Here is a 23,317-nt window from a genome sequence, read left to right as displayed (position 1 = left end):
GACCCTCACGATGGAGACGACCATGGCAGGTGAATCCGGGCCGCGCTGGCGCAAGCGTACCGCGCGCTTCGACGAGATCGCGGCGCTCGCCGGCGTCAGCACGACCACCGTCGACCGCGTGCTGAACGAGCGCGGCAGCGTCTCCGCGCAGGCGCGCGAACGCGTGGTGGCGGCCGCGCGGCAGCTCGGCGTGCCGCGGCAGCTGCCCGACACGCGGCACGGGCTGATCCACGTTGACGTGCTGCTGCCGGACACCGACGCGCCATTCTTCCGACGCTTGCAGCAGGCGCTGCAGCGCTCGCTGCAGATGCTCGACCGGCGCGTGGTCGTGCACCGGACGATCCTGCCCGCCGCGGACGACGTGCGCGCCGCGACGCTGATCGAACGGCCCGCGTACCGGCGCGCGGCGCTGATCGTCACCGCGCACGACACGGCCCGCGTGCGCGACGCGCTGGCCGGCGCGATCGCGCGGGGCGAGACCGTCGTCACGATGGTCACCGACATCGGCGGCATCGACCGCACGCACTTCGCCGGCATCGACAACTATCGCGCCGGGCGCACGGCCGGCTACTACATCGGCCGCCTCGCGGCGCGCCCCGGCCGCGTGCTGCTGCTCGGCGGGCGCATGGGCTACCGCGCGCACGTCGACCGGATGGCCGGCTGCCGCGACCAGCTCGCCGACGCGTTCGCCGCCGTGCGCTGCGACGACGCGCCGGTCGAGACGCTCGACCAGGACGACCGCTGCTACCGCGCGGTGTCGAAGGCGCTGCAGGCGCACGACGACGTGGTCGCGATCTACAACAGCGGCGCCGGTTCGGCCGGCATCGAAGCGGCGCTGCGCAAGGCCGGCGCGATCGGGCGCGTCGTGTGGATCGGCCACGAGATGATCGACCAGCATCGCGCCTTCATCGAAGCCGGCGCGATGGATCTCGCGATCGACCAGGATCCGGACGGCCAGGCGATTTCCGCTCTGCAGCACGTGCTGCATGCATGCGGCATCGTCGAACAGCCGCCGCCGGACGATCCGGTCGAATTCCGCGTGTTCTGTCCGGCGAACGTGAGGACGAGCGCGTACCTGCAGCCGTGAATCGCGCCGCGCGGCGGGCCGCGTGCTCGCGGCGAAAAAATCGACCGTCGCGTTGGCGATTTTTCGCCAACGTTTGTCATGCGGGTCGCGCCGCGCCTCCGTACATTGGTCAGCCATCGATAACCGACAACGGACAGGAGACGATGGCTGAACCGATCCTCATCGGCGTGAACCTCGACGGCGTGCTCGAACACGACGGGCTGCCGGCGCCAACGCCCGCCGAACGCTTTCGGATGATCGCCGGCGCCGGCGTGTTCGACTACGTCGAACAGAACCCGGTACGCGGCGAGGACCTGTCGCCGTATTTCGCGCTGGTCGACCGCCACGCGCTGCCGATTCGCGTGATCGGCGGCATCTGGTGCGCCGGCCGCGACGAAGCGCATGTCGCCGAGATCGTCGCCGCGGGCGCGCGCTTCGGCAGCACGGTGCTCAACTGCCAGCTGTTCGCGCATCACGCGGACGGCCATCCGCTGTCGGACCGCGAAGTCGCCGATTTCTACCTGCGCGCCTACGCATCGGGCGAGCCGGTCGGCTGCCTGCCGAGCCTCGAAGTGCACGTCGACATGTGGAGCGAGGATGTCGCCCGCGTGGCGCGCGTCGCGCGGCTGGTCGAGGAGGCCGGCGCGCCGTTCCGGATCACGCTCGATCATTCGCACCTGCTGTTCAAGATCGGCAACCGCGCCGAGCTCGACGCGTCGGGGCTGCGCGAATCGGCCGACGGCGGCTGCGCGATGCTCGACCCGGCGTCGCCCGCCGCGATCTACACCGACTGGATCGCGCGCGGCTGGGTCCGGCATGCGCATGCGCGCAGCGTGACGCCGAACAATCCCGCCAACCGCTGGATGCGCCGCGCGGACGGCCGGCCCGGGCGCGGTATCCAGTACCCGTTCGTCGAACCCGCGCCGGGCGCCTATCACGGCGAATGGCGTGCGGCGTCGCTCGATCCGTGGAAAGCCGCGCTGCGCCAGTTGCTGCACGCGCAAGCGCAGGCCGAGGTTCACGCTCCCGCTCCCGCGCAGCCGGCACGACTCGAGCAGATCAGCTGCGAGTTCATCCCGTTTCCCGACTACGGCGGCGCACGCTATTCGATCTTCGACAACAACGTCGCGTGCGCGCAATGGCTGCGCGACACGTGGCAAGCATTCGCCGCGCATGCCGGCACCTGATTCGCCCCCCACGCCCCACTCAAGCTCCAAGGACAGAACGATGACGCAAGCCTGCCACTTTTCGCTGAACCGGATGAGCGCGCCGCGCTTGCCGTTCGACCGCTACGTCGCGCTGTGCCGTCGCCTCGGTGTCGACACGATCGAGATCCGCAACGATCTCGACGGCGTCGAGCTCGCCGACGGCACGCCGGCCGCCGCCGTGCGCGCAACGGCCGAGGCCGGCGGCGTGACGATCCTGACGATCAACGCGCTGCAGCGCTTCGAGCAGTGGAACGCCGGGCGCGCGGACGAGGCGACCGCGCTGGCCGATTACGCGGCGCAATGCGGCGCGCGTGCGCTGGTGCTGTGCCCGACCAACAGCCGCGCCGACACGCGCAGCGCGGACGCCCGCCACGCGGATCTCGTGACGGCGCTGCAGGCGCTGAAACCGATCCTCGCGGCCCGCGGCCTGCTCGGCTTCATCGAGCCGCTCGGTTTCGAGGAATGCGCGCTGCGCCGCAAGTCGGACGCGGTAAAGGGCATCTACGCGGCGGCGGGCGAGCCGGTGTTCCGGCTCGTGCACGACACGTTCCACCATCATCTCGCCGGCGAGGACATCTTCTTCCCGAACCTGACGGGCCTCGTGCACATCTCGGGCGTCGAGGAAGCCGACCTGCCGATCGAGCGGATGCGCGATGGCCACCGCGTGCTGGTCGGCGGCGCCGACCGGCTCGGCAACATCCGGCAACTGCGCGAACTGCTCGCGCGCGGCTACCGCGGCGCGCTGTCGTTCGAGCCGTTCGCGAGCGAGATCGCCGAAGCCGACGACATCGAAGACCGGCTGCGGGCGAGCATCGACTACGTGCGCGGCGCACTGGCGGATCGCTGAGCGCATCGGCAAGACAACGCAATCCACAGGAGAACGGAATGATCGAATTCGCTTTGTTCGGCGCGGGCCGCATCGGCAAGATCCACGCGGCGAATCTCGCGCGCCAGCCGGGCGCGAAACTGACATACGTGATCGACCGGCACGCGCCGTCGGCGGAAGCGCTCGCCCGCATGCACGGCGCGCAGGTCGCCGACGTCGAGCGCGCGCTCGGCGACGCGTCGGTGCAGGCTGTCGTGATCGCGTCGAGCACCGACACGCACGCGGATCTCATCGTCGCCGCCGCGAACGCGGGCAAGGCGGTGTTCTGCGAGAAACCGGTCGACCTCACCGTCGAACGCTCGCGTGCATGCGCGGACGTCGTGCGGCGCGCCGGCGTGACCTGCATGATCGGCTTTCAGCGCCGCTTCGACCCGACCTTCGCGGCGCTGAAGGCGCGCGTCGAGCGCGGCGAGATCGGCGCGCCGGAAATGCTGGTCGTCACGAGCCGCGATCCGGGCGCGCCGCCCGCCGACTACATTCGCAGCTCGGGCGGCATTTTCAAGGACATGCTGATCCACGACTTCGACGTGTTCCGCTGGATCCTCGGCGACGAAGCGCAGACGCTGCACGCGACGGGCAGTTGCCTGACCGATCCGGCCGTGCACGACGCGGGCGACATCGATTCGACCGCCGTGACGATCCGCACGCGGCGCGGGTTGCTGTGCCAGATCAACACGTCGCGGCGCGCGGCCTACGGTTACGACCAGCGCTTCGAGCTGCTCGGCAGCCACGGGATGCTGCAGGCCGGCAACGTGCGGCCGACCGAGGTGAGCGCCTGGCTCGCGGGCGGCATCGCGACGGACGTGCCGGAGCCGTTCTTCCTCGAACGCTACCGGCACGCGTACGCGGCCGAGATCGCGCACTTCGTCGACGCGCTGCGCGACGGCACGCCGGTCCGGACGACGATCGACGACGGGCTCGCCGCGCTCGAGCTGGCCGAAGCCGCGATGACGTCGTGGAAAACGGGGCGCGTGATCGCGCTGTGACGCCGTGAACGGCGGCGGCCCGCGCAACCGGGTCGCCGCAGCCGCACGACCGGCGGCACCTGGGCACGCGTTGCCGCAGTAGCACGGCCGCATCGGGCAAATTTGCCGCCACGTCGCGCGGCAGGCGCATGAAAGCACGTATGATGGCGAATCGATCGGCGTCGCCGATATCCCGCGTTTTCATCACCATGCTCGATCACCTCATCTGCGACTGCGACGGCGTGCTCGTCGACAGCGAAGTCATCGCCGACCGCGTGCTGCTCGACACGCTGTCCGCCACGTTCCCCAACCTCGATTTCGAAGCCGCCGCGAAGTCGGCATTCGGCCAGCAGACGTCGCGCTTCCTCACCGGCATCGAATCCCGCTTCGGCATCGAGATGCCCGCCAACTTCATCGAAACCATCGAGCACAACATCGAAATCGCGCTCGCGCAATCGCTCGCACCGATCAGCGGCGTGCGCGACGCATTGCTGAAGGTCACGCTGCCGGCCGCCGTCGTGTCGAACAGCCGGCTCGTGCGCGTGCGCAATTCGCTGAAGCGCGCGTCGCTCACCGAGATCTTCGGCGAGCGCGTGTTCAGTTCCGAACAGGTCGCGCGGCCGAAGCCCTACCCCGACGTCTACCTGCATGCGGCGCACACGCTCGGCGTCGAGCCGGCGCGCTGCGTCGTCGTCGAGGACAGCATCTCGGGGCTGAATGCCGCGCGGGCGGCCGGGATGAAGACGATCGCGTTCGTCGGCGCGAGCCACATCCCCGACAACTACGCGGACGCGCTGCGCGCGATGGGCATCACGCGGATCATGCGCCGGATGGACGAACTGCCGGCGCTCGTCGAAGCCGGCATGCGCGGCGAATTCGGCGACGTGCAGTCCTGATCGTCATTCGGGCCGGACCGGGTCGATCCGGCCATGCCGCGGGCGCGCGTACGCGCCCGCCTTCCTTCGCTCAGGCCGGCTCGCAGCAGCGTTCGCGCGCCGCGGCCAGCGCCTCGCGGAACTCGACGAGTTCCGCGATCGTCAGCATCGGCAGCCCGTGCCGCTGCGCGAAGCGCTCGACATCGTCGCCGCGCGTCATCGTGCCGTCCGGATTCATCAGCTCGCACAGTACGCCGGCCGGCTTCAGGCCCGCGAGGATCGACAGGTCGACCGTGCCTTCGGTATGACCGCGGCGCGCCAGCACGCCGCCCGGTTGCGCACGCAACGGAAACACGTGGCCGGGGCGCACGATGTCGTGCGGCTTCGCGCCGTCGGCGATCGCCGCGCGGATCGTCGTCACGCGATCGGCGGCCGACACCCCGGTATGCACGCCTTCGCGCGCCTCGATCGACACGGTGAACGCGGTGCCGTTGCGGCTTTCGTTGGTCTGCACCATCGGCGGCAGCTCGAGCGCGCGCACCGTGTCGTCGGTCAGGCACAGGCAGACGATGCCGCTGCACTCGCGGATCAACAGCGCCATCGTCTCGGGCGTGATGCGCTCGGCGGCGACGATCAGGTCGGCTTCGTTCTCGCGGTCGTGGTCGTCCTGCAGCACGACCGCGCGGCCTGCGCGCATCGCGTCGAGCGCAGCGGCGATGCGCGGCGGCACCGGTTCGGAATCCAGCAACGGGAGATCGGCAAAGGCGTCGGCAGGCGCCGACGAAACGGACATCAAGGACATGTGAAACGCTCCTCGCAAATACGATTTGGGCGAAAAACGTTTCAGGGCATTGCAAACAGACAGAACGACAACCCGCTTCGCACGCAGCGCGAAGCGGCCCTGACGGACATGACTATCTGCACATCTTCTCTCATCCGGACTGTGACCGTCGGCTCTGGCATTCGACCAGATCTGCTGACCCCGCGCGGATGCGCGGGCGCTCGCGGGCTCGCCGGCTTACGCCAGCCTACCGCCGGTGGGGAATTTCGCCCCGCCCTGAAGACGCACTGATTGCCGGACGGGAACGCCCCGTCACCGGCGGGCCAAGCATACAACAGCCGCGCGCGACGCGCAGCCCACTACCGGTAAAACCTTACTGACGACCCTGTCTAACGGCATCGTCCGAACGGCCGACGCACCCGCCCGCGATCCCGCGAGGATCCGGGAGCGCAGTCGCGCCGCGCGGCCCGCGCGATCAGTTGGCGGCCGCCGTGTGCGCCGCGTCGGGCACAAGCCAGCGCGGCGGCACCTCGGGGCTCACCGTCACGCGAAACGCCCGCGCTTCGCTGTCGCCCGGGTTGCGCAGGCTGTACGGCTGGTCGGCATCGAACACGATCGCGTCGCCGGTTGCGAGCAACTGGCGGCGATCGTGCACGCTGACTTCGAGCGTGCCTTCGCTGACGACGAGGTTGACCGTCGTGCCGGGGGCGCTACGCGCGCCGGGCTCCGTATGCAGCGGCGCGATGCGCAGCTCGTGGAATTCGGCCGCGGCCGGCTCGCCTTCCGGATACAGCGCACGCGCCGAGAAACGGCCGTTCGAGCTGACGACGCGCGACGCGCGCTCGGCCGCCAGGTGCTCGAAACCGTTCACCGCGTGGCGCCGCAGGAACGCGGCGACCGACACCTTCAGCGCCGCGGCGATCTTGCAGAGCACCTTGATCGACGGCACGCTGCGCGCCGATTCGATCTGCGCGAGCATCGCGCGCGACACGCCGGACAGCCGCGCGAGCGCATCGAGCGACAGTTGCCGCTCGGCGCGCAAGCGCGCGAGGTTCACGCCGACGACCTGCTCGAGCACGTCGAGCGACGCGGACGCGCGCAGGTCGGCGGCATGGCCGGACTCGAAGGAAGACACGTCGCGCACGAGCGCCAGGGATGAAGACATAGCATTGCCTCCGGGCCGCCGCGCGGCCCTGCGTAGGGGGTAAGCCGGAATCGGAATCGGGTTGCGCCGGTCATTGGCGCGTATCGAGACGCTATCACCCGGCCTGGCACGGGCAAACGAAGTTATCTTCACACCGTTATCAGCATCGCGGAGGAATGCGTTTCTCGCGAACCTTTTCCTGCCGCTATGGCGTCGCCGTCGGCGCGCCGGGGCCGACGCTCACTGGGCCGCCGGCGCGGCGCCGCGGGCCGGGCCGCGCGCGTCGAGCCGCATCGCGAGCCACGTGACGATCAGCGCCGCGAACGTCACCGCGACCGCGACCCACGGCAGCGCATCGAGCGCGAAGCCGTGTTCCAGCGCGAGGCCGCCGAGCCACGCACCGCCCGCATTGCCGACGTTGAACGCGCCGATGTTCAGCGTCGACGCGAGATGCGGCGCGCTCGCGGCCTTCTCGACCACGCGCGCCTGCAGCGGCGGCACCGTCGCGAACGCGGCGATCCCCCAGACGAATACGGTGACGGCCGCCGCGACCGGCAGGTGGCTCGTCTTCGCGAACACGGCCATCACGGCCATCAGCGCGACGAGGATCGCGATCAGCGACGGCATCAGCGCGCGGTCGGCGAGCTTGCCGCCGATCGTATTGCCGATCGTCAGCCCCGCGCCGAACAGCACGAGGATCAGCGCGACCGCGCGCGGCGAGTAGCCCGACACGGTCTCGAGAATCGGCGCGATGTACGTGAACACCACGAACACGCCGCCGAAGCCGAGCACGGTCATCAGCAGCGCGAGCCACACCTGCGGCTCCTTCAGCACGCGCACTTCGTGGCCGAGGCCGACCGGCCCGCTGTCGTGGCGGTTCGGCACCAGCGCGGCCACGCCGCCGAGCGCCAGCACGCCGAGCGCGGCGACGATCCAGAACGACGCGCGCCAGCCGAGCAACTGGCCGACGAACGTGCCGAACGGCACGCCGAGCACGTTCGACAGCGTAAGTCCGGTAAACATCAGCGCGATCGCGCTCGCGCGCTTGTCGGCCGGCACGAGCGACGCGGCGACCACCGCACCGATGCCGAAGAACGAACCGTGCGCGAACGACGTGACGACGCGCGCGACCATCAGCATCGCGTAGCCGGACGCGGTCGCGCACAGCACGTTGCCGACGATGAAGATCGCCATCAGCAACTGCAGCGCGGCCTTGCGCGGCATGCGGCTCGTCAGCACCGCGAGCAGCGGCGCGCCGACCGCGACGCCGAGCGCGTAGCCGGTGACGAGCAGGCCGGCCGACGGCAGCGACACGGCCAGGTCGTGCGCAACTTCGGGCAGCAAGCCCATGATGATGAATTCGGTGGTGCCGATGGCGAAGGCGCTGATCGCGAGCGCCAGTAACGGAATGGGCATGACGTTCTCCGGAAGGCGGCGGCCGCGGCGCCCGATCGGTGCCGCACCGCACAAAAAAGCGGGATGTGCGCGCATTGTCCCGAAGACGTCTATATTTGATAATTGGCGTGGCATTTGAACCATTTTCAAATATTTCTGGAAAATCGCATGGACCGACTGGGCGACATCCGGCTGTTCGTCGAGGCGGCGGAGCTGGGCAGCCTGTCCGCCGCCGGGCGCAAGCTGAACCTCACGCCGGCCGCCGCGAGCGCGCGGCTCGCGAAGCTCGAGGCGAAGATCGCGACGCGGCTGTTCGAACGCTCGACGCGGCAATTGCGGCTCACCGACGAAGGCAAGCTGTACCTGAACTGCTGCCGCCAGGCGCTGCAGGCGCTCGACGACGCGGACGCGATGCTGCAGGAAGGCCGCAATGTCGTGAGCGGCAAGGTGCGGCTGTCGTCGACGTCCGATTTCGGCCGCCATCAGCTGCTCGACTGGCTCCACGAATTCACGACGCTGCATCCGGGCGTCACGTTCTCGCTGACGGCGTCCGATTCGTCGTCGAACCTGTGGCAGGACGAGATCGACCTCGCGATCCGCTTCGCCGCGCCGCCCGACGGCGCGCTGATCGCCCGCCGGCTCGCGACCAACCGGCGCGTGCTGTGCGCGGCGCCGTCGTTCGTCGAGCGCCATGGCGTGCCGGCCGATCCGCACGATCTGGCCCGTTTTCCGTGCAACGTGATCACGATCGCGTCCGGCCCGATGAACACCTGGCACTTCACGCGCGGCGACGAAGTGCAGATCCACACGGTGCCCGTGTCGACGGCGTTCGAGACCAACGACGGCGGGCTCACGCGCGAATGGACGCTGCGCGGCCACGGCATTGCGCTGAAGTCGCTGTGGGACATCGCCGACGACGTCCGCGCGGGCCGGCTGCGCGTGCTGCTGCCCGAGTGGCGGCACCAGGACGCGCCGCTGCACGCGATCTATCACAGCAAGCGCTACATGGCGCCGCGCGTGCGCGTGCTGCTCGACTTTCTCGCCGAACGCTTCGCGCGCGAGGAAGCCGCGCTCGACGACCTGCTGAACGCGTGTCGCTGACGGCCGGGTCGCCACCACTCCGGGGTCGGAACGCGAAAACCGGCGTCGCGCGCCCGCAACCGGCCGCCCGTCCGTCTTGGCATGAAAAGCTATAATGGAAGGCTTTCCCGACGGCCTTTCCTGTCCGTGCGCGCGATTCGTGTGCCGCGCACGGCCGTCCCGACTCACCCTTGACGACGCCCCCAGGTCAACCACTGCGAACGGCGAATCCCCATGACCAAGAAAGTTTACGTAAAGACCTTCGGCTGCCAGATGAACGAGTACGACTCGGACAAGATGGTGGACGTGCTCAACGCGGCCGAAGGCCTCGAAAAGACCGACACGCCGGAAGACGCGGACATCATCCTGTTCAACACGTGCTCGGTGCGTGAAAAGGCGCAGGAAAAGGTGTTCTCCGATCTCGGCCGCGTGCGCGAGCTGAAGGAAGCGAAGCCCGGCCTGCTGATCGGCGTCGGCGGCTGCGTCGCGAGCCAGGAAGGCGCGTCGATCGTGTCGCGCGCGCCGTACGTCGACCTCGTGTTCGGCCCGCAGACCCTGCACCGCCTGCCGCAGATGATCGACGCGCGCCGCGCGAGCGGCCGCGCGCAGGTCGACATCACGTTCCCCGAAATCGAGAAGTTCGACCACCTGCCGCCCGCGCGCGTCGAGGGGCCGAGCGCGTTCGTGTCGATCATGGAAGGCTGCTCGAAGTACTGCAGCTACTGCGTGGTGCCGTACACGCGCGGCGATGAAGTGTCGCGCCCGCTCGACGACGTGCTGACCGAAGTGGCCGGCCTCGCCGACCAGGGCGTGCGCGAAGTCACGCTGCTCGGCCAGAACGTGAACGCCTACCGCGGCGCGCTGGCGGCCGGCTCGTCCGAGATCGCCGATTTCGCGACGCTGATCGAATACGTCGCCGACATCCCCGGCATCGAGCGGATCCGCTACACGACGTCGCATCCGAAGGAATTCACGCAGCGCCTGATCGACACCTACGCGAAGGTGCCGAAGCTCGTGAACCACCTGCACCTGCCGGTCCAGCACGGTTCCGACCGCATCCTGATGGCGATGAAGCGCGGCTACACGGTGCTCGAATACAAGTCGGTGATCCGCAAGCTGCGCGCGATCCGCCCCGACCTGTCGCTGTCGACCGACATGATCGTCGGCTTCCCCGGCGAGACCGAGGACGATTTCGACAAGATGATGGCGCTCGTGCACGAGATGAGCTACGACACCAGCTTCTCGTTCATCTACAGCCCGCGCCCCGGCACGCCGGCCGCGAACCTCGCCGACGACACGCCGCGCGACGTGAAGCTCAAACGCCTGCAACATCTGCAGGCGACGATCGAGGAGAACGTCGCGCGCATCAGCCAGTCGATGGTCGGGAAGGTCGAGCGGATCCTCGTCGAGGGCCCGTCGCGCAAGGACCCGAACGAACTCGCGGGCCGCACCGAGAACAACCGGGTCGTGAATTTCCCGGCGCCGCTCGCGTCGCACCCGCGCCTGATCGGCCAGATGATCGACGTGAAGATCAACCATGCGTACCCGCACTCGCTGCGCGGCGAGCTCGTGATCGTCAGCGACGACGCGAGCGCGGCCACCCACTGATTGACGCCCGACAGGAGCCCGACGCTACTTTGAAGACCGTCCAAGCACTGGAATTCACCGCCCCGCGCGACGACAACGCGCGCCTCGCCAACCTCTGCGGCCCGCTCGACGAGAACCTGCGGCAGATCGAACAGGCGCTCGACGTCACGCTCGCGCGGCGCGGCCACCGGATCACGATCCGCGGGCGCGGCGCCAAGCTCGCGCTCGCCGCGCTCGAAAACTTCTACAACCGCGCGCGCGATCCGCTGTCGGTCGACGACATCCAGCTCGCGCTGGTCGAGGTGCGCCACACGGCCGGCAACGGCCGCCAGGACACGCTCGACGTGCGCTTTCGCGGCGACCCCGATCATCCGTTCGACGAACCGGTCGTGCAGCTCGACGCGGACGAGCCGGACGAAGAGCCGGCGCCGAAGCTCTACACGCGGCGCGCCGACCTGCGCGGCCGCACGCCCGCCCAGCGCGAATACCTGAAGCAGATCCTGTCGCACGACGTGACGTTCGGCATCGGGCCGGCCGGCACCGGCAAGACCTACCTCGCGGTCGCGTGCGCGGTCGACGCGCTCGAGCGCGACCAGGTCAAGCGGATCGTGCTGACGCGCCCGGCCGTCGAGGCCGGCGAGCGGCTCGGCTTCCTGCCCGGCGATCTCGCGCAGAAGGTCGACCCGTACCTGCGTCCGCTGTACGACGCGCTGTACGACCTGCTCGGCTTCGACAAGACGGCCAAGATGTTCGAGCGCCAGATGATCGAGATCGCGCCGCTCGCGTACATGCGCGGCCGCACGCTGAACCACGCGTTCATCATCCTCGACGAGGCGCAGAACACGACGCCCGAGCAGATGAAGATGTTCCTCACGCGGATCGGCTTCGGCTCGAAGGCCGTCGTGACGGGCGACACGAGCCAGGTCGACCTGCCGCGCGGCCACAAGAGCGGCCTCGTCGAGGCGCAGCAGGTGCTCGGCGGCGTGCGCGGCATCGCGCTCACCCGCTTCACGAGCGCGGACGTGGTGCGCCATCCGCTCGTCGCGCGCATCGTCGAGGCGTACGACGAATTCCACGCGCAGCACCAGGACGGCTGAGCGGCGGCGCGCGTGCGCTGCCCCAGGCCTGCCGGCCCGGCCCGCCGTCATGGCGCGCCGGGCTTTTTTTCACCCGCGCGCAGCCCGGCCGAATTCGGGCGCGATCGGCCGTTTGGTGTATCCTCAACGCGTCCCAATCGCCGCACGCGTCATGAAATCCTCCCGTTCCCGCAAGTCCGGTCGCGCCCAGTCCGCCGCGTCCGAATCCCCCCGCCTTTCGCTATTCGACGCGAAGGGCAAAGCCCGCACCGTCAACGCGCAAGGGCTGCGGATCGACTTCCCGGACGGCCGCAGCCTGATGTTCGACCTGTCGGGCAGCTCGGGCGACGCGGCCGTCGCGATCGTCGCGCAGCACAACGATCCGGCGATGCGCGCGAAGCTCGCGCTGCAACCCGAGCATTACGACAGCGTGACGCTGCACGTCGGCGCCGAGTTCGCGCCGCGCGAGGACGACCCGGAAGACGAGCCGCGCGCGCTGGAACTCGACCTGTCGGTGCAGTACGGCGACGAGATCACGAGCGACGTGCGCAAGACGCTCCCCAAGCGCAAGCTGATCGCCGAATGGCTCGAGCCGGCGCTGTTCGCGAGCGCGCAGCTCACCGTGCGCTTCGTCGGCGAGAACGAAGGCCGTACGCTGAACGCCGGCTACCGCCACAAGGACTATCCGACCAACGTGCTGACCTTCGCGTACGACGCGGCGCCCGACGGCACCGTGATCGGCGACCTGGTGCTGTGTTGCCCGGTGGTCGAGAAGGAAGCGCACGACCAGGGCAAGCCGCTCATGGCCCATTACGCGCACCTGCTGGTGCACGGCGCGCTGCACGCGCAGGGCTACGACCACGAGACCAGCGACGAGGACGCGGCCGAAATGGAAGCGCTCGAAGTCGACATCCTCGCTAAACTGGGTTTCCCGAACCCGTACCAGTAAGCCGTCCGCCCGATGCGTAACGCCGCGATGCTGCCGCCCGCCTACCCGCCGTCGATCGGCGAAGGCCGTCTGCTGACGGAAGACGAGCTCGCGGCGTCGCTCGCGCATACGATGCGCGACTGGGACGGCCGGCAGGATCTGTGGCTGTTCGGCTATGGCTCGCTGATCTGGAACCCCGGGCTGCCGACCGTCGCCGCCGTACGCGGCAAGGTGCACGGCTATCACCGCGGGCTCTACCTGTGGTCGCGCGTGAACCGCGGCACCCCCGAACGGCCGGGCCTCGTGCTCGCGCTCGATCGCGGCGGCTCGTGCTCGGGCATCGCGTTCCGGCTCTCCGGCCCGACCGCGCAGCCGCATCTCGAGACGCTGTGGAAGCGCGAGATGCCGATGGGCTCGTACCGGCCCGCGTGGCTGCCGTGCTCGCTCGAGACCGGCGAACGCGTGAACGCGCTCGCGTTCGTGATGCGCCGCGATGCACCGACCTATACGGGCAAGCTGACCGATCCCGTCGTGAAGGAAGTGTTCAGTTGCGCGGCCGGCCGCTACGGCACGACGCTCGACTACGTGAGCCGCACGGTCGACGCGCTGCGCGCGAGCGGCATCCCCGACCGCGCGCTGGAAGGGCTGCTGGCGCGATGCCGGTGATGCGACACCACGCCGCCCGCGCATCCGAACGAGGACATCCCCGATGAAACCGTCAAACTGGTCGCGCGGCAGGATCGCCGCGCTGCTCGTCGCCGCGAGCGTCGCGCTGTCCGGCTGCGGAATCCTCGGCTGCGGCGGCGCCGCGACCAACGGCGCGGCCGCCGGCGGCTGCTCGGCCGGCATGCGGTTCTGAACCGCGCGCCGGCGGCGCCCGCCTGCGGCAGAATGCCGCGCTCACGACCGATGTCCCGCGTCGGGCCGCGCCGCCCTTGCCGCCGCCGTTTTTTTGCCGCCGCGCCCCGCCGACTCTTTCTGCGCTAGGATGGACCCGAGGACGATGTCGCGCCCGGCGCGGCCGTCCGCGAGCGGGCCCGCGCGAGCCGCCCATCCTGGCCGTGCGGCCGGGGTGACACGGTCGCGTCGTGCCCTTGGTGTATCCTTGCCTACTCCGTGACCGCGCGCCCCGGCATGACCCGGGCGCACCACCATGAACGATTCGTATCCCAGTCGTAAGTCAACCGACAAACCGCAAGAAAAGCGCTCGCTGCTCGAGCGCCTGACCGACTTCATCTCGCCCGAGCCCGAATCCCGCGGCGAGCTGCTGGAAATCCTCCAGGACGCCCACGAACGCAACCTGATCGACGCCGATTCGCTGTCGATGATCGAAGGCGTGTTCCAGGTATCCGATCTGTGCGCCCGCGACATCATGGTGCCGCGCGCGCAGATGGACGCGATCAACATCGCCGACAAGCCCGAGGATTTCATCCCGTTCGTCCTCGAAAAGGCGCACTCGCGCTACCCCGTGTACGAGGAGAACCGCGACAACGTGATCGGCGTGCTGCTCGCGAAGGACCTGCTGCGCTTCTACGCCGAGGAAGAGTTCGACGTGCGCGGGATGCTGCGCCCGGCCGTGTTCATTCCGGAATCGAAGCGCCTGAACGTGCTGCTGCACGACTTCCGCGTGAACCGCAACCACCTGGCGATCGTCGTCGACGAATACGGCGGCGTCGCGGGCCTGATCACGATCGAGGACGTGCTCGAACAGATCGTCGGCGACATCGAGGACGAATACGACTTCGACGAGGAAGCCGGCAACATCATCGCGGGGCCGGACGGCCGCTACCGCGTGCGTGCGCTCACCGAGATCGAACAATTCAACGAGGTGTTCGGCACCGATTTCCCCGACGACGAAGTCGACACGATCGGCGGGCTGATCACCCATCATTTCGGACGCGTGCCGCACCGCGGCGAGAAGCTGCAGCTCGGCAACCTCGCGTTCGAAATCCAGCGCGGCGATGCGCGCCAGGTTCATGTGCTGCTGGTGCGCCGCAACCCGCTCGCCAGCCGTCGCGCCGAAACCTCGCACGAAGACTGACCGTTCCGCGCCAGCCGCGCCTCCTTCAACCGCTCGCCCACTTCCGCTTCACATGGACGATCCGATCCCGTCCCGCCCGGCTGGCGGCCTTCTCGCGCCGGCCCCCGGCCGCGCGCTGCCGCGCTGGCATTATCCGGCCGCGCTGCTCGCCGGCGCCGCCAATACGCTCAGCTTCGCGCCCACGCCGCACGGCGGCTGGCTGCAGCTCGTCGTATTCGTCTGGTTTTTCGCACAGCTGACGCGCACGTCGAGCTGGCGCGGCGCCGCGCTCACCGGCGGCGCGTTCGGCTTCGGCAACTTCATCAGCGGCGTCTGGTGGCTCTACATCAGCATGCACGTGTACGGCGAGATGGCCGCGCCGCTCGCGGGCGGCGCGCTCGTGCTGTTCTCGCTGTACCTGTCGCTGTACCCGGCGTTCTCGGCCGGGCTGTGGTCGTTCTGCGCGGGCCATGCGTGGCATCGCCGCGCGCCCGACCCGCGGCCGTTCTCGCCGACCTGGCACGGCGCGTTTGCGTTCGCGAGCGCGTGGGCGCTCGGCGAATGGCTGCGCGGCACCGTGTTCACCGGCTTTCCGTGGCTCGGCAGCGGCTACCCGCAGGTCGACGGCCCGTTCGCCGGCTTTGCGCCGGTGGTCGGCGTGTACGGGATCGCGTGGGTGCTCGCGCTGTTCGCCGCACTGGTCGTGCAGGCGCTCGTCGCCGCGCGTCCGTCGCCGGTGCGTGACAACGGAGCCGGTGCATCCGGCGGCAACGTCCGCGTGCGCGTCGCCGCGCCGGCCGGCATCGCCGTCGCGCTCGTCGCGGCCGGCCTCGGACTGTCGCAGGTCACCTGGACCGTGCCCGCGAACGCGCCGCTCACCGTGCGGCTGCTGCAGGGCAACGTGAAGCAGGACATCAAGTTCGAGCAGGAAGGCATCGACGCAGCGATCAAGATGTATCAGCAGATGATCGTCGAGAAGCCGGCCGACCTGATCGTCACGCCCGAGACCGCGATCGCGGTGATGATCCAGGAGCTGCCCGAGCCGTTCGCGGTCGCGATCCGCAAGTTCAGCGACACGACCGGCTCGGCCGTGCTGTTCGGCGCGGTCGGCGCGTCGGTGACCGAGGACGGCCACTACGTCGACTACACGAACAGCCTGTACGGCGTGACGCCGAACTCGCGCGACATCTATCACTACGACAAGCACCACCTCGTGCCCTTCGGCGAGTTCATTCCGTGGGGCTTCCGGTGGTTCGTCGACCTGATGAAGATGCCGCTCGGCGACTTCGCGCGCGGCGCGCCCGTGCAGAAGCCGTTCCTCGTGCACAACCAGCCGGTGATGGCCGACATCTGCTACGAGGACTTGTTCGGCGAGGAAATCGCCGCGACGATCCGCGACAACCCGCAGCCGCCGGGCGTGCTCGTCAACGTGACGAACCTCGCGTGGTTCGGCGACACGATCGCGCTCGACCAGCACCTGCAGATCGCCCGGATGCGCTCGCTCGAAACGGGCCGGCCGATGCTGCGCTCGACCAACACCGGGATGACGGCCGCGATCGACGCGCACGGCCGCGTGCTCGGCCAGTTGAAGCCGTTCACGATCGGCTCGCTCGACGTGCGGATCGAAGGCACGAGCGGCTTCACGCCGTACGTGACGAGCGGCAACAACATCGTGCTTGCGGTGTCGCTCGTGCTGCTCGCGTTCGGCTTCACGTTCGGGCCCGGGCTGCGGCGGCGCAACGGCCGCAAGCCCGGCGGCGACGAAGCGGCATGATGCAGCGGGCCGCTGCCGCGCGCGGCGGCCCGTGACCACGAACCGGCCGGCCGCTCAGGCGGGCCGGGACGATCAGTTCGATCGATCCTGTTGCGCCGGCTGCGCGGCAAGGCCGCGCAGATCGCGGCTCACTTCCTCCATCACCGGCGCCCACGCGCCGAACGTCGGCTGCCGGTACAACGTCGCGGTCGGATACCACGGGCTGTCCGCGCGATCGAGCAGCCACGGCCAGTGCGGATTCACGTCGAGCAGCACCCAGGTGCGCGCACCGAGCGCGCCGGCCAGGTGCGCGACCGACGTGCACACGGTGATCACGAGATCGAGCGCGCCGATGAACGCGGCCGTATCGTCGAAGCTCTTCAACTCGGCCGTGTAGTCGTCGATCGCAAAGCCCGCCGCGCGCGCGGCGGCGACATCCGCATCCGCACCCGGCTGCAGCGAATAGAACGCGACGCCGTCGATGCCGCGAAACGCGTCGGCATAGCGCTCGAGCCCGACGCGCCGGAACGGATTGCGCTGATGGCCCGCGCTGCCCGTCCACACGAGCCCGACCTTCAGCCGGCCATCGCCCGCGAGCCGCGCGCGCCATGCATCACGTGCGCGTGGTTCGGCCCGCAGGTAAGGCACCGACGCGGCGAGCGTCGACGCCTCCATCCCGAGCATCAGCGGCAGGCCGATCAGCGGCACTTCGTAATCGAATGCCGGCAGCGCGTCGATGCCGCCGCCCGCGCCGAACACGTCCGCGTGCGCGCCGAGACTGCGCTGCATCAGCGTGCCGAGCGCCGGAAACGTATTCCACGCGAGCCGGCCGCCTTCGCGATGCACGCGTTCAGCGAGCGGCACGACGAAGCGGCAGAACTGCAGCACGTCGCCGAGCCCCTGCTCGCCCCACACCAGCAGCGTCTTGCCGGCGAGCGGCTCGCCCTGCCAGCGCGGGCCCGGCAGTGCCGGCCGGCGACCGCGCAACTCGCCCGCGCCGTCCCAGCGCGCCTCGTGGCCACGCCAACCGGCCGCGTGGTTGCCGCGCACCAGCTGGATGATCGCGAGATTGAAGCGGAACGACGCATCGTCGGGCGCGAGTTCGCAGGCGCGCGCCGCATGGCGCTCGGCCTCGTCCCAGCGCTGCGCCTCCTTCATCGCCATCGCGACGTTGTTCATCGCGAGCGCGTTGTCGGGCGCGAGCTCGACGAGCCGCGCGGCGCACGCGAGCGCACCGTCCAGGTCGTGCGTCGCGATCCGCGCGACGACGAGGTTGATCCATGCCTGCACGTCCTGCGGATCGTGCTGCACGGCTGCGTCGAGCAACGCGATCTCTTCCGCGCGATCGGCGCCCGACAAGCGCAGCGCGATCGCGAGGTTGTTGCGCAGCGACGGCCAGCCGGCATCGATCGCGAGCGCCGCGCGGTACGGCGCGACCGCGTCCGCGTGACGGCCGGCCATCTGCAGCGCATAGCCATGGTTGAAGTGTGTGGCCGCGCCCGGCTGCGCGCGCACCGCGCATTCGGCGAGCGCGAGCGCGTCGGCCGTGCGCTGCCGCGCGACGAGCGCCGTCGTGAGCCGCACGAGCGCGTCGGCATCGACCGCATGCAGATGGGCGGCGGCGGCCAGCCACAGCTCGTGCGCGGCGCGCTCGCCGCGCGCCTGCGCGTCGGCGGCCTGGCCGAGCAACGCGAGGAACGGCGGAAGGAGCGGAATCAGAATGTCGGTCGGTTCATCCATGCAATCGGCATCGGCAAGCGGTGACGCGGCACGCGTGGCGCGCCGCAATACGCGCATCTTACCGCCCGCGCGACGCGCCGCGGCAGGGGCGCCGCGCGCGTGCGCGCAGGCCGCGGGAGCGGTGCGGCGATGCCCGCATCGGCCTTCCGGCCGCATCCGGTCGCCGATCCGGTAAAATTACGCGTTTCAGCACACTAACAAGCCGCGCCGCCGCGCGAGCCGACCCTCCGGGCCCGCCCGGAGCGCCGTCCGCAACGGAGCGCCAGCGCCACGAAGGCTCTTCATGCTTACGTTTCAGCAAATCATCCTGACGCTGCAGTCCTACTGGGACAAGCAGGGTTGCGCCCTGCTCCAGCCCATCGACATGGAAGTCGGCGCGGGCACGTCGCACGTCCACACGTTCCTGCGCGCGGTCGGCCCCGAGCCGTGGCGCGCCGCGTACGTGCAGCCGTCGCGCCGCCCGAAGGACGGCCGCTATGGCGAAAACCCGAACCGCCTGCAGCACTACTACCAGTACCAGGTCGTGCTCAAGCCGGCGCCGGAAAACATCCTCGACCTGTACCTCGGCTCGCTCGAGGCGCTCGGCTTCGACCTGAAGCAGAACGACGTGCGCTTCGTCGAGGACGACTGGGAGAACCCGACGCTCGGCGCGTGGGGCCTCGGCTGGGAAGTGTGGCTGAACGGGATGGAAGTCACGCAGTTCACGTATTTCCAGGAAGTCGGCGGGCTCGAATGCAAGCCGGTGCTCGGCGAGATCACGTACGGCCTCGAGCGCCTCGCGATGTATCTGCAGAAGGTCGAGAACGTGTACGACCTCGTGTGGACCGAGTGGGAAGAGCAAGGCCCGAACGGCCCCGAGCTGCGCCGCCTGTCGTACGGCGACGTGTACCACCAAAACGAGGTCGAGCAGTCGACCTACAACTTCGAGCACGCGAACGTCGACCTGCTGTTCACGTTCTTCAACAGCTACGAAGCGGAAGCGAAGAAGATGATCGACGCGCAGCTCGCGCTGCCCGCGTACGAACTCGTGCTGAAGGCCGGCCACACGTTCAACCTGCTCGACGCGCGCGGCGCGATCTCGGTGACCGAGCGGGCCGCGTACATCGGCCGCATCCGCGCACTGTCGCGTCTCGTCGCGCAGGCTTACTACGACTCGCGCGAGAAGCTCGGCTTCCCGATGCTCGGCAACCCGCCGGGCGTGCCGGGCCTCACCACCGACGCCCAGGACGCCGCCCAGCCGGCATGGGCGCCGCCGCTCAAGGTCGAACGCAAGATCGATCAGGTCTGACGAGACGAGATTCAATCCAACCATGACGCACAATCATCCCGCCCCCCTGCTCGTCGAACTGCTGACCGAAGAGCTGCCGCCGAAGGCCCTCGCGCGCCTCGGCGACGCATTCGCCGAAGGTCTCGCGCAACGCCTCGCGGCGCGCGACCTCGTCGAAGGCGAACTCGTGTTCGAACGCTACGCCACGCCGCGCCGCCTCGCGGTCGTCGTGCAGAACGTGCGCGCCGTCGCGCCTGACCGGCAGGTCCGCGAAAAGGTCCTGCCCGTGTCGGTCGCGCTCGACGCCGAAGGCAAGCCGACGGCCCCGCTCGCGAAGAAGCTCGCGGCGCTCGGCCACCCGAACCTGTCGATCGCCGATCTCGAGCGCGCGCAGGACGGCAAGGCCGAAGCGTTCTTCATCAATTACTCGGCGGCCGGCGCCACGCTCGCCGACGGCCTGCAGGCCGCGCTCGACGAGGCGCTCGCGAAGCTGCCGATCCCGAAATTCATGACGTACCAGCGCCCGGACGGCTCGGACGTGAAGTTCGTGCGCCCGGTGCATCGCCTGACGGTGCTGCACGACGACCGCATCGTGCCCGTCACCGCGTTCGGCGTCGACGCCGGCGACACGACGCTCGGCCACCGCTTCCTGTCCGACGGCCTGGTCGCGATCCAGCACGCCCGCGCGTACGCCGACACGCTGCGCGACAAGGGCCGCGTGATCGCGCACTTCGCCGATCGCCGCGAAACGATCCGCACGCAGCTGAACGAACATGCGAACGGCGACACGGTCGTGATGCCCGAATCGCTGCTCGACGAAGTCACGTCGCTGGTCGAATGGCCGGTCGTCTACCCGTGCCGCTTCGAGGACGAATTCCTGCAGGTGCCGCAGGAATGCCTGATCCTCACGATGCAGACGAACCAGAAGTATTTCGCGCTGACCGACGTCGCCGGCAAGCTGCGCTCGCGCTTCCTGATCGTGTCGAACATCGAGACGAAGACGCCGGGCGAGATCATCGAGGGCAACGAGCGCGTCGTGCGCCCGCGCCTCGCCGATGCGAAGTTCTTCTTCGAGCAGGACAAGAAGAAGCCGCTCGCCGACCGCGTGCCGCAACTCGCGAACGTCGTCTATCACAACAAGCTCGGTTCGGCGCTCGCCCGCGTCGAGCGCCTCGAGGCGCTGGCCGGCGAAATCGCCCCTGCGATCGGCGCCGACACCGCGCACGCGAAGCGCGCCGCGCGCCTCGCGAAGGCCGACCTGCTGACCGACATGGTCGGCGAGTTCCCGGAACTGCAGGGCACGATGGGCACGTACTACGCGCGCCACGACGGCGAAGCCGACGACGTCGCGCTCGCATGCGCCGAGCACTACCAGCCGCGCTTTTCCGGCGACGCACTGCCGACCACGCCGGTGTCGACCGCCGTCGCGCTCGCGGACAAGCTCGAAACGATCGTCGGCATCTGGGGCATCGGCCTCGCGCCGACCGGCGAGAAGGATCCGTTCGCGCTGCGCCGCCACGCGCTCGGCGTGCTGCGCCTGCTGCTCGAAAAGCAGCTGCCGCTCGATCTCGTCTCGCTGCTGCGCACGGCCCATGCACGCTTTAACGGCGTGCCGGGCGTCGCCGAATCGACCGACGCGATCTTCGCGTTCTTCATGGATCGCCTGCGCGGCCTGCTGCGCGAGCGCGGCTATTCGGCCGGCGAAATCGACGCGGTGCTGAGCCTGAATCCGACGCGCATCGACGATCTCGTCGCGCGTCTCGACGCGGTGCGCGAATTCACGCGCCTCGCGGAAGCCGAAGCGCTCGCGGCCGCGAACAAGCGGATCTCGAACATCCTGAAGAAGTCGGAAGGCGGCGCGAACGGCGCGGTGCAGCCGACGCTGCTCGTCGAGGCCGCCGAGAAGGCGCTGCACGAACAGCTCGCGGCCGTCACGCCGCACGTGCAGTCGCAGCTCGAGGCGCGTGCATACACGGGCGCGCTGTCGGCGCTCGCCGCGCTGCGCGCGCCGGTCGACACGTTCTTCAACGACGTGATGGTCAACGCGGAAGATCCGGCCCTGCGCGCGAACCGTCTCGCGCTGCTGTCCGCGCTGCACCAGCAGATGAACTGCGTCGCCGACATCTCGAAGCTCGCCGCATAAGGGCCGCCCGATGCCGACCAGCCCCAACCGAAAGCTCGTCGTCCTCGACCGGGACGGCGTGATCAACGTCGATTCGGACGCGTTCATCAAGACGCCCGACGAATGGATCGCGCTGCCCGGCAGCTTCGAGGCGATCGCCCGGCTCAACCACGCGGGCTACCGCGTGGTCGTCGCGACCAACCAGTCCGGCATCGGTCGCGGGCTGTTCGACATGGCCGCGCTCAACGAGATGCACCTGAAAATGCATCGCGCGGCGGCCGCGGTCGGCGCGCGCATCGACGCGGTGTTCTTCTGCCCGCATACGGCCGAAGATCATTGCGACTGCCGCAAGCCGAAACCCGGCATGATGCAGATGATCGCCGAGCGCTTCGAGATCGATCCCGATCACACGCCGGTCGTCGGCGATTCGCTGCGCGACCTGCAGGCCGGCGTCGCGGTCGGCTTCCAGCCGCACCTCGTGCTGACCGGCAAGGGCAAGAAAACGCTCGCCGCGGGCAATCTGCCGCCCGGCACGAAGGTCCACGACGACCTGCGCGCGTTTGCGCTCGATTTTCTTTCACACGAACACGAGTGATGCGACTGCCGCGCGCATCCTCCCCAACGCCAGACTCACGCCGATGCGCTTCGTCCGCTCCCTGCTGCTGCTGATCTACTTCATCCTGTACACGGTGCCGTACGCCACCGCGTGCTTCATCGCGTTTCCGTTCATGCGCCCCGACGCGCGCTACTGGATGGCGGCCGGCTGGTGCAAGTCGACGCTGTGGGTCGTGCGCTGGCTGAACGGCATCCGCTACCGGATCGAAGGGATGGAAAACCTGCCCGACGGCCCGGCCGTGCTGCTGTCGAAGCACCAGTCCGCGTGGGAGACGCTCGCGTTCCCGGCGCTGATGCCCAAGCCGCTCTGCTACGTGTTCAAGCGCGAGCTGCTGTACGTGCCGTTCTTCGGCTGGGCGCTCGGGCTGCTGCACATGGTCAACATCAACCGCAAGGAAGGCAAGAACGCGTTCAATTCGGTGATCCGCCAGGGCAAGAAGCGCCTGTCGGAAGGCGCATGGATGATCATGTTCCCCGAAGGCACGCGCACGCCGGTCGGCAAGCAGGGCAAGTACAAGACGGGTGGCGCGCGCTTCGCGATCGAAACCGGCACGCCGGTCGTGCCGATCGCGCACAATGCAGGGCGGGTGTGGCCGCGTAACTCGTTCACGAAATTCCCGGGCGTCGTCACGGTGTCGATCGGCAAGCCGATCGCGAGCGAAGGGCTGACGCCCGATGCATTGAACTCGCAGGTCGAAGCATGGATCGAAGCGGAAATGCGCCGCATCGATCCCGATGCGTATCGTCAGGCGGGCAACGCCGGCACACGCGATGCCGCGCGCGCCTGAAGCCCCGGATTGCAGCCGTTG

The 23,317-nt window shown here is 69.3% G+C and carries 21 protein-coding genes and 1 riboswitch; of the genes, 17 read left to right on the top strand and 4 right to left on the bottom strand.

Translation table 11 applies throughout. The annotated features are described in order from the left end of the window. Positions 1-22 precede the first annotated feature (22 nt). The 5 genes from DFS13_RS20595 to DFS13_RS20575 all read left to right on the top strand — a co-directional run bounded on the left by DFS13_RS20595 (position 23) and on the right by DFS13_RS20575 (position 5,021). Positions 23-1,087, top strand: coding sequence for a LacI family DNA-binding transcriptional regulator (locus DFS13_RS20595; protein ID WP_006497363.1), 1,065 nt, complete (start codon positions 23-25; stop codon positions 1,085-1,087). 143 nt (positions 1,088-1,230) lie between these two features. Continuing rightward, positions 1,231-2,253, top strand: a complete 1,023-nt coding sequence (locus DFS13_RS20590) for a xylose isomerase (protein ID WP_111442057.1) — start codon at positions 1,231-1,233, stop codon at positions 2,251-2,253. A gap of 40 nt (positions 2,254-2,293) precedes the next feature. After that, a complete protein-coding gene (locus DFS13_RS20585) occupies positions 2,294-3,121 on the top strand; it encodes a TIM barrel protein (RefSeq protein WP_111442056.1) in 828 nt (275 codons plus the stop codon). 38 nt (positions 3,122-3,159) lie between these two features. Further along, on the top strand, positions 3,160-4,146 hold the full coding sequence (gene iolG, locus DFS13_RS20580) for an inositol 2-dehydrogenase (RefSeq protein WP_111442055.1): 987 nt from the start codon (positions 3,160-3,162) through the stop codon (positions 4,144-4,146). Between the two features lie 188 nt (positions 4,147-4,334). After that, positions 4,335-5,021 (top strand): HAD family phosphatase, encoded by a 687-nt coding sequence (locus tag DFS13_RS20575; RefSeq protein WP_034178337.1) that lies wholly within the window; start codon positions 4,335-4,337, stop codon positions 5,019-5,021. A gap of 70 nt (positions 5,022-5,091) precedes the next feature. Here DFS13_RS20575 and ribB read toward each other — a convergent pair whose 3' ends face one another. The 3 genes from ribB to DFS13_RS20560 form a co-directional block, all read right to left on the bottom strand. Continuing rightward, positions 5,092-5,802: a 3,4-dihydroxy-2-butanone-4-phosphate synthase gene (gene ribB, locus DFS13_RS20570; protein WP_006489272.1), complete on the bottom strand. Its 711-nt coding sequence runs from the start codon at positions 5,800-5,802 to the stop codon at positions 5,092-5,094. Positions 5,803-5,920: 118 nt separating this feature from the next. Further along, a riboswitch (FMN riboswitch) is annotated at positions 5,921-6,069 on the bottom strand. A 187-nt stretch (positions 6,070-6,256) separates the two neighbouring features. Further along, a complete protein-coding gene (locus DFS13_RS20565; RefSeq protein ID WP_111442054.1) occupies positions 6,257-6,946 on the bottom strand; it encodes a helix-turn-helix domain-containing protein in 690 nt (229 codons plus the stop codon). 219 nt (positions 6,947-7,165) lie between these two features. Beyond that, positions 7,166-8,341, bottom strand: coding sequence for an MFS transporter (locus DFS13_RS20560; protein ID WP_006497370.1), 1,176 nt, complete (start codon positions 8,339-8,341; stop codon positions 7,166-7,168). A 147-nt stretch (positions 8,342-8,488) separates the two neighbouring features. Between DFS13_RS20560 and DFS13_RS20555 the strand changes: the two genes are divergently transcribed. The 8 genes from DFS13_RS20555 (at position 8,489) to lnt (ending at position 16,785) form a co-directional block, all read left to right on the top strand. Continuing rightward, positions 8,489-9,421, top strand: a complete 933-nt coding sequence (locus tag DFS13_RS20555) for a LysR family transcriptional regulator (RefSeq protein ID WP_006486591.1) — start codon at positions 8,489-8,491, stop codon at positions 9,419-9,421. A 213-nt stretch (positions 9,422-9,634) separates the two neighbouring features. Continuing rightward, positions 9,635-11,008 carry a tRNA (N6-isopentenyl adenosine(37)-C2)-methylthiotransferase MiaB gene (gene miaB, locus DFS13_RS20550; RefSeq protein ID WP_006497371.1) on the top strand — a complete coding sequence of 458 codons (1,374 nt, stop codon included), beginning with the start codon at positions 9,635-9,637 and terminating at the stop codon, positions 11,006-11,008. Between the two features lie 29 nt (positions 11,009-11,037). Beyond that, positions 11,038-12,084, top strand: coding sequence for a PhoH family protein (locus DFS13_RS20545; RefSeq protein WP_006486600.1), 1,047 nt, complete (start codon positions 11,038-11,040; stop codon positions 12,082-12,084). 151 nt (positions 12,085-12,235) lie between these two features. After that, complete coding sequence (gene ybeY, locus DFS13_RS20540) at positions 12,236-13,012, top strand: rRNA maturation RNase YbeY (RefSeq protein WP_006497372.1); 777 nt, start codon at positions 12,236-12,238, stop codon at positions 13,010-13,012. 12 nt (positions 13,013-13,024) lie between these two features. Next, positions 13,025-13,657: a gamma-glutamylcyclotransferase gene (locus DFS13_RS20535; protein ID WP_006486595.1), complete on the top strand. Its 633-nt coding sequence runs from the start codon at positions 13,025-13,027 to the stop codon at positions 13,655-13,657. Positions 13,658-13,700: 43 nt separating this feature from the next. Beyond that, entirely contained in the window at positions 13,701-13,850 is a 150-nt protein-coding gene (locus DFS13_RS40350) for a hypothetical protein (RefSeq protein WP_006497373.1), read from the top strand. 294 nt (positions 13,851-14,144) lie between these two features. Then, positions 14,145-15,032: an HlyC/CorC family transporter gene (locus DFS13_RS20530; RefSeq protein WP_006487531.1), complete on the top strand. Its 888-nt coding sequence runs from the start codon at positions 14,145-14,147 to the stop codon at positions 15,030-15,032. 52 nt (positions 15,033-15,084) lie between these two features. Beyond that, positions 15,085-16,785: an apolipoprotein N-acyltransferase gene (lnt, locus tag DFS13_RS20525; protein WP_111442053.1), complete on the top strand. Its 1,701-nt coding sequence runs from the start codon at positions 15,085-15,087 to the stop codon at positions 16,783-16,785. A 72-nt stretch (positions 16,786-16,857) separates the two neighbouring features. Here lnt and DFS13_RS20520 read toward each other — a convergent pair whose 3' ends face one another. Continuing rightward, positions 16,858-18,504, bottom strand: a complete 1,647-nt coding sequence (locus tag DFS13_RS20520) for a hypothetical protein (protein ID WP_111442052.1) — start codon at positions 18,502-18,504, stop codon at positions 16,858-16,860. A 283-nt stretch (positions 18,505-18,787) separates the two neighbouring features. Here DFS13_RS20520 and glyQ point away from each other — a divergent pair, with 283 nt between their 5' ends. Genes glyQ through DFS13_RS20500 form a run of 4 tightly spaced genes read left to right on the top strand, consistent with a single transcriptional unit; the run spans position 18,788 to position 23,296 of the window. Next, positions 18,788-19,792 carry a glycine--tRNA ligase subunit alpha gene (glyQ, locus tag DFS13_RS20515; RefSeq protein WP_006488593.1) on the top strand — a complete coding sequence of 335 codons (1,005 nt, stop codon included), beginning with the start codon at positions 18,788-18,790 and terminating at the stop codon, positions 19,790-19,792. Between the two features lie 22 nt (positions 19,793-19,814). Then, positions 19,815-21,914: a glycine--tRNA ligase subunit beta gene (glyS, locus tag DFS13_RS20510; RefSeq protein ID WP_006488597.1), complete on the top strand. Its 2,100-nt coding sequence runs from the start codon at positions 19,815-19,817 to the stop codon at positions 21,912-21,914. A 10-nt stretch (positions 21,915-21,924) separates the two neighbouring features. Next, a complete protein-coding gene (gene gmhB, locus DFS13_RS20505; protein ID WP_006488591.1) occupies positions 21,925-22,488 on the top strand; it encodes a D-glycero-beta-D-manno-heptose 1,7-bisphosphate 7-phosphatase in 564 nt (187 codons plus the stop codon). A 43-nt stretch (positions 22,489-22,531) separates the two neighbouring features. Then, complete coding sequence (locus tag DFS13_RS20500; RefSeq protein ID WP_006488592.1) at positions 22,532-23,296, top strand: 1-acyl-sn-glycerol-3-phosphate acyltransferase; 765 nt, start codon at positions 22,532-22,534, stop codon at positions 23,294-23,296. Positions 23,297-23,317 lie beyond the last annotated feature (21 nt).

The sequence above is a fragment of the Burkholderia sp. 28_3 genome (genome assembly GCF_003253915.1).
Lineage (GTDB): Bacteria > Pseudomonadota > Gammaproteobacteria > Burkholderiales > Burkholderiaceae > Burkholderia > Burkholderia cenocepacia.
Note: the sequence above shows the minus strand (reverse complement) of the source record. Positions and strands in the feature narration are given on the sequence as shown.

Excerpts from the sequence above, each read along its gene's own strand:
- DFS13_RS20595 (WP_006497363.1), top strand. The coding sequence starts at position 23 with ATGGCAGGTGAATCCGGGCCGCGCTGGCGCAAGCGTACCGCGCGCTTC.
- DFS13_RS20590 (WP_111442057.1), top strand. The coding sequence starts at position 1,231 with ATGGCTGAACCGATCCTCATCGGCGTGAACCTCGACGGCGTGCTCGAA.
- DFS13_RS20585 (WP_111442056.1), top strand. The coding sequence starts at position 2,294 with ATGACGCAAGCCTGCCACTTTTCGCTGAACCGGATGAGCGCGCCGCGC.
- iolG (WP_111442055.1), top strand. The coding sequence starts at position 3,160 with ATGATCGAATTCGCTTTGTTCGGCGCGGGCCGCATCGGCAAGATCCAC.
- DFS13_RS20575 (WP_034178337.1), top strand. The coding sequence starts at position 4,335 with ATGCTCGATCACCTCATCTGCGACTGCGACGGCGTGCTCGTCGACAGC.
- ribB (WP_006489272.1), bottom strand. The coding sequence starts at position 5,802 with ATGTCCTTGATGTCCGTTTCGTCGGCGCCTGCCGACGCCTTTGCCGAT.
- DFS13_RS20565 (WP_111442054.1), bottom strand. The coding sequence starts at position 6,946 with ATGTCTTCATCCCTGGCGCTCGTGCGCGACGTGTCTTCCTTCGAGTCC.
- DFS13_RS20560 (WP_006497370.1), bottom strand. The coding sequence starts at position 8,341 with ATGCCCATTCCGTTACTGGCGCTCGCGATCAGCGCCTTCGCCATCGGC.
- DFS13_RS20555 (WP_006486591.1), top strand. The coding sequence starts at position 8,489 with ATGGACCGACTGGGCGACATCCGGCTGTTCGTCGAGGCGGCGGAGCTG.
- miaB (WP_006497371.1), top strand. The coding sequence starts at position 9,635 with ATGACCAAGAAAGTTTACGTAAAGACCTTCGGCTGCCAGATGAACGAG.
- ybeY (WP_006497372.1), top strand. The coding sequence starts at position 12,236 with ATGAAATCCTCCCGTTCCCGCAAGTCCGGTCGCGCCCAGTCCGCCGCG.
- DFS13_RS20535 (WP_006486595.1), top strand. The coding sequence starts at position 13,025 with ATGCGTAACGCCGCGATGCTGCCGCCCGCCTACCCGCCGTCGATCGGC.
- DFS13_RS40350 (WP_006497373.1), top strand. The coding sequence starts at position 13,701 with ATGAAACCGTCAAACTGGTCGCGCGGCAGGATCGCCGCGCTGCTCGTC.
- DFS13_RS20530 (WP_006487531.1), top strand. The coding sequence starts at position 14,145 with ATGAACGATTCGTATCCCAGTCGTAAGTCAACCGACAAACCGCAAGAA.
- lnt (WP_111442053.1), top strand. The coding sequence starts at position 15,085 with ATGGACGATCCGATCCCGTCCCGCCCGGCTGGCGGCCTTCTCGCGCCG.
- DFS13_RS20520 (WP_111442052.1), bottom strand. The coding sequence starts at position 18,504 with ATGGATGAACCGACCGACATTCTGATTCCGCTCCTTCCGCCGTTCCTC.
- glyQ (WP_006488593.1), top strand. The coding sequence starts at position 18,788 with ATGCTTACGTTTCAGCAAATCATCCTGACGCTGCAGTCCTACTGGGAC.
- glyS (WP_006488597.1), top strand. The coding sequence starts at position 19,815 with ATGACGCACAATCATCCCGCCCCCCTGCTCGTCGAACTGCTGACCGAA.
- gmhB (WP_006488591.1), top strand. The coding sequence starts at position 21,925 with ATGCCGACCAGCCCCAACCGAAAGCTCGTCGTCCTCGACCGGGACGGC.
- DFS13_RS20500 (WP_006488592.1), top strand. The coding sequence starts at position 22,532 with ATGCGCTTCGTCCGCTCCCTGCTGCTGCTGATCTACTTCATCCTGTAC.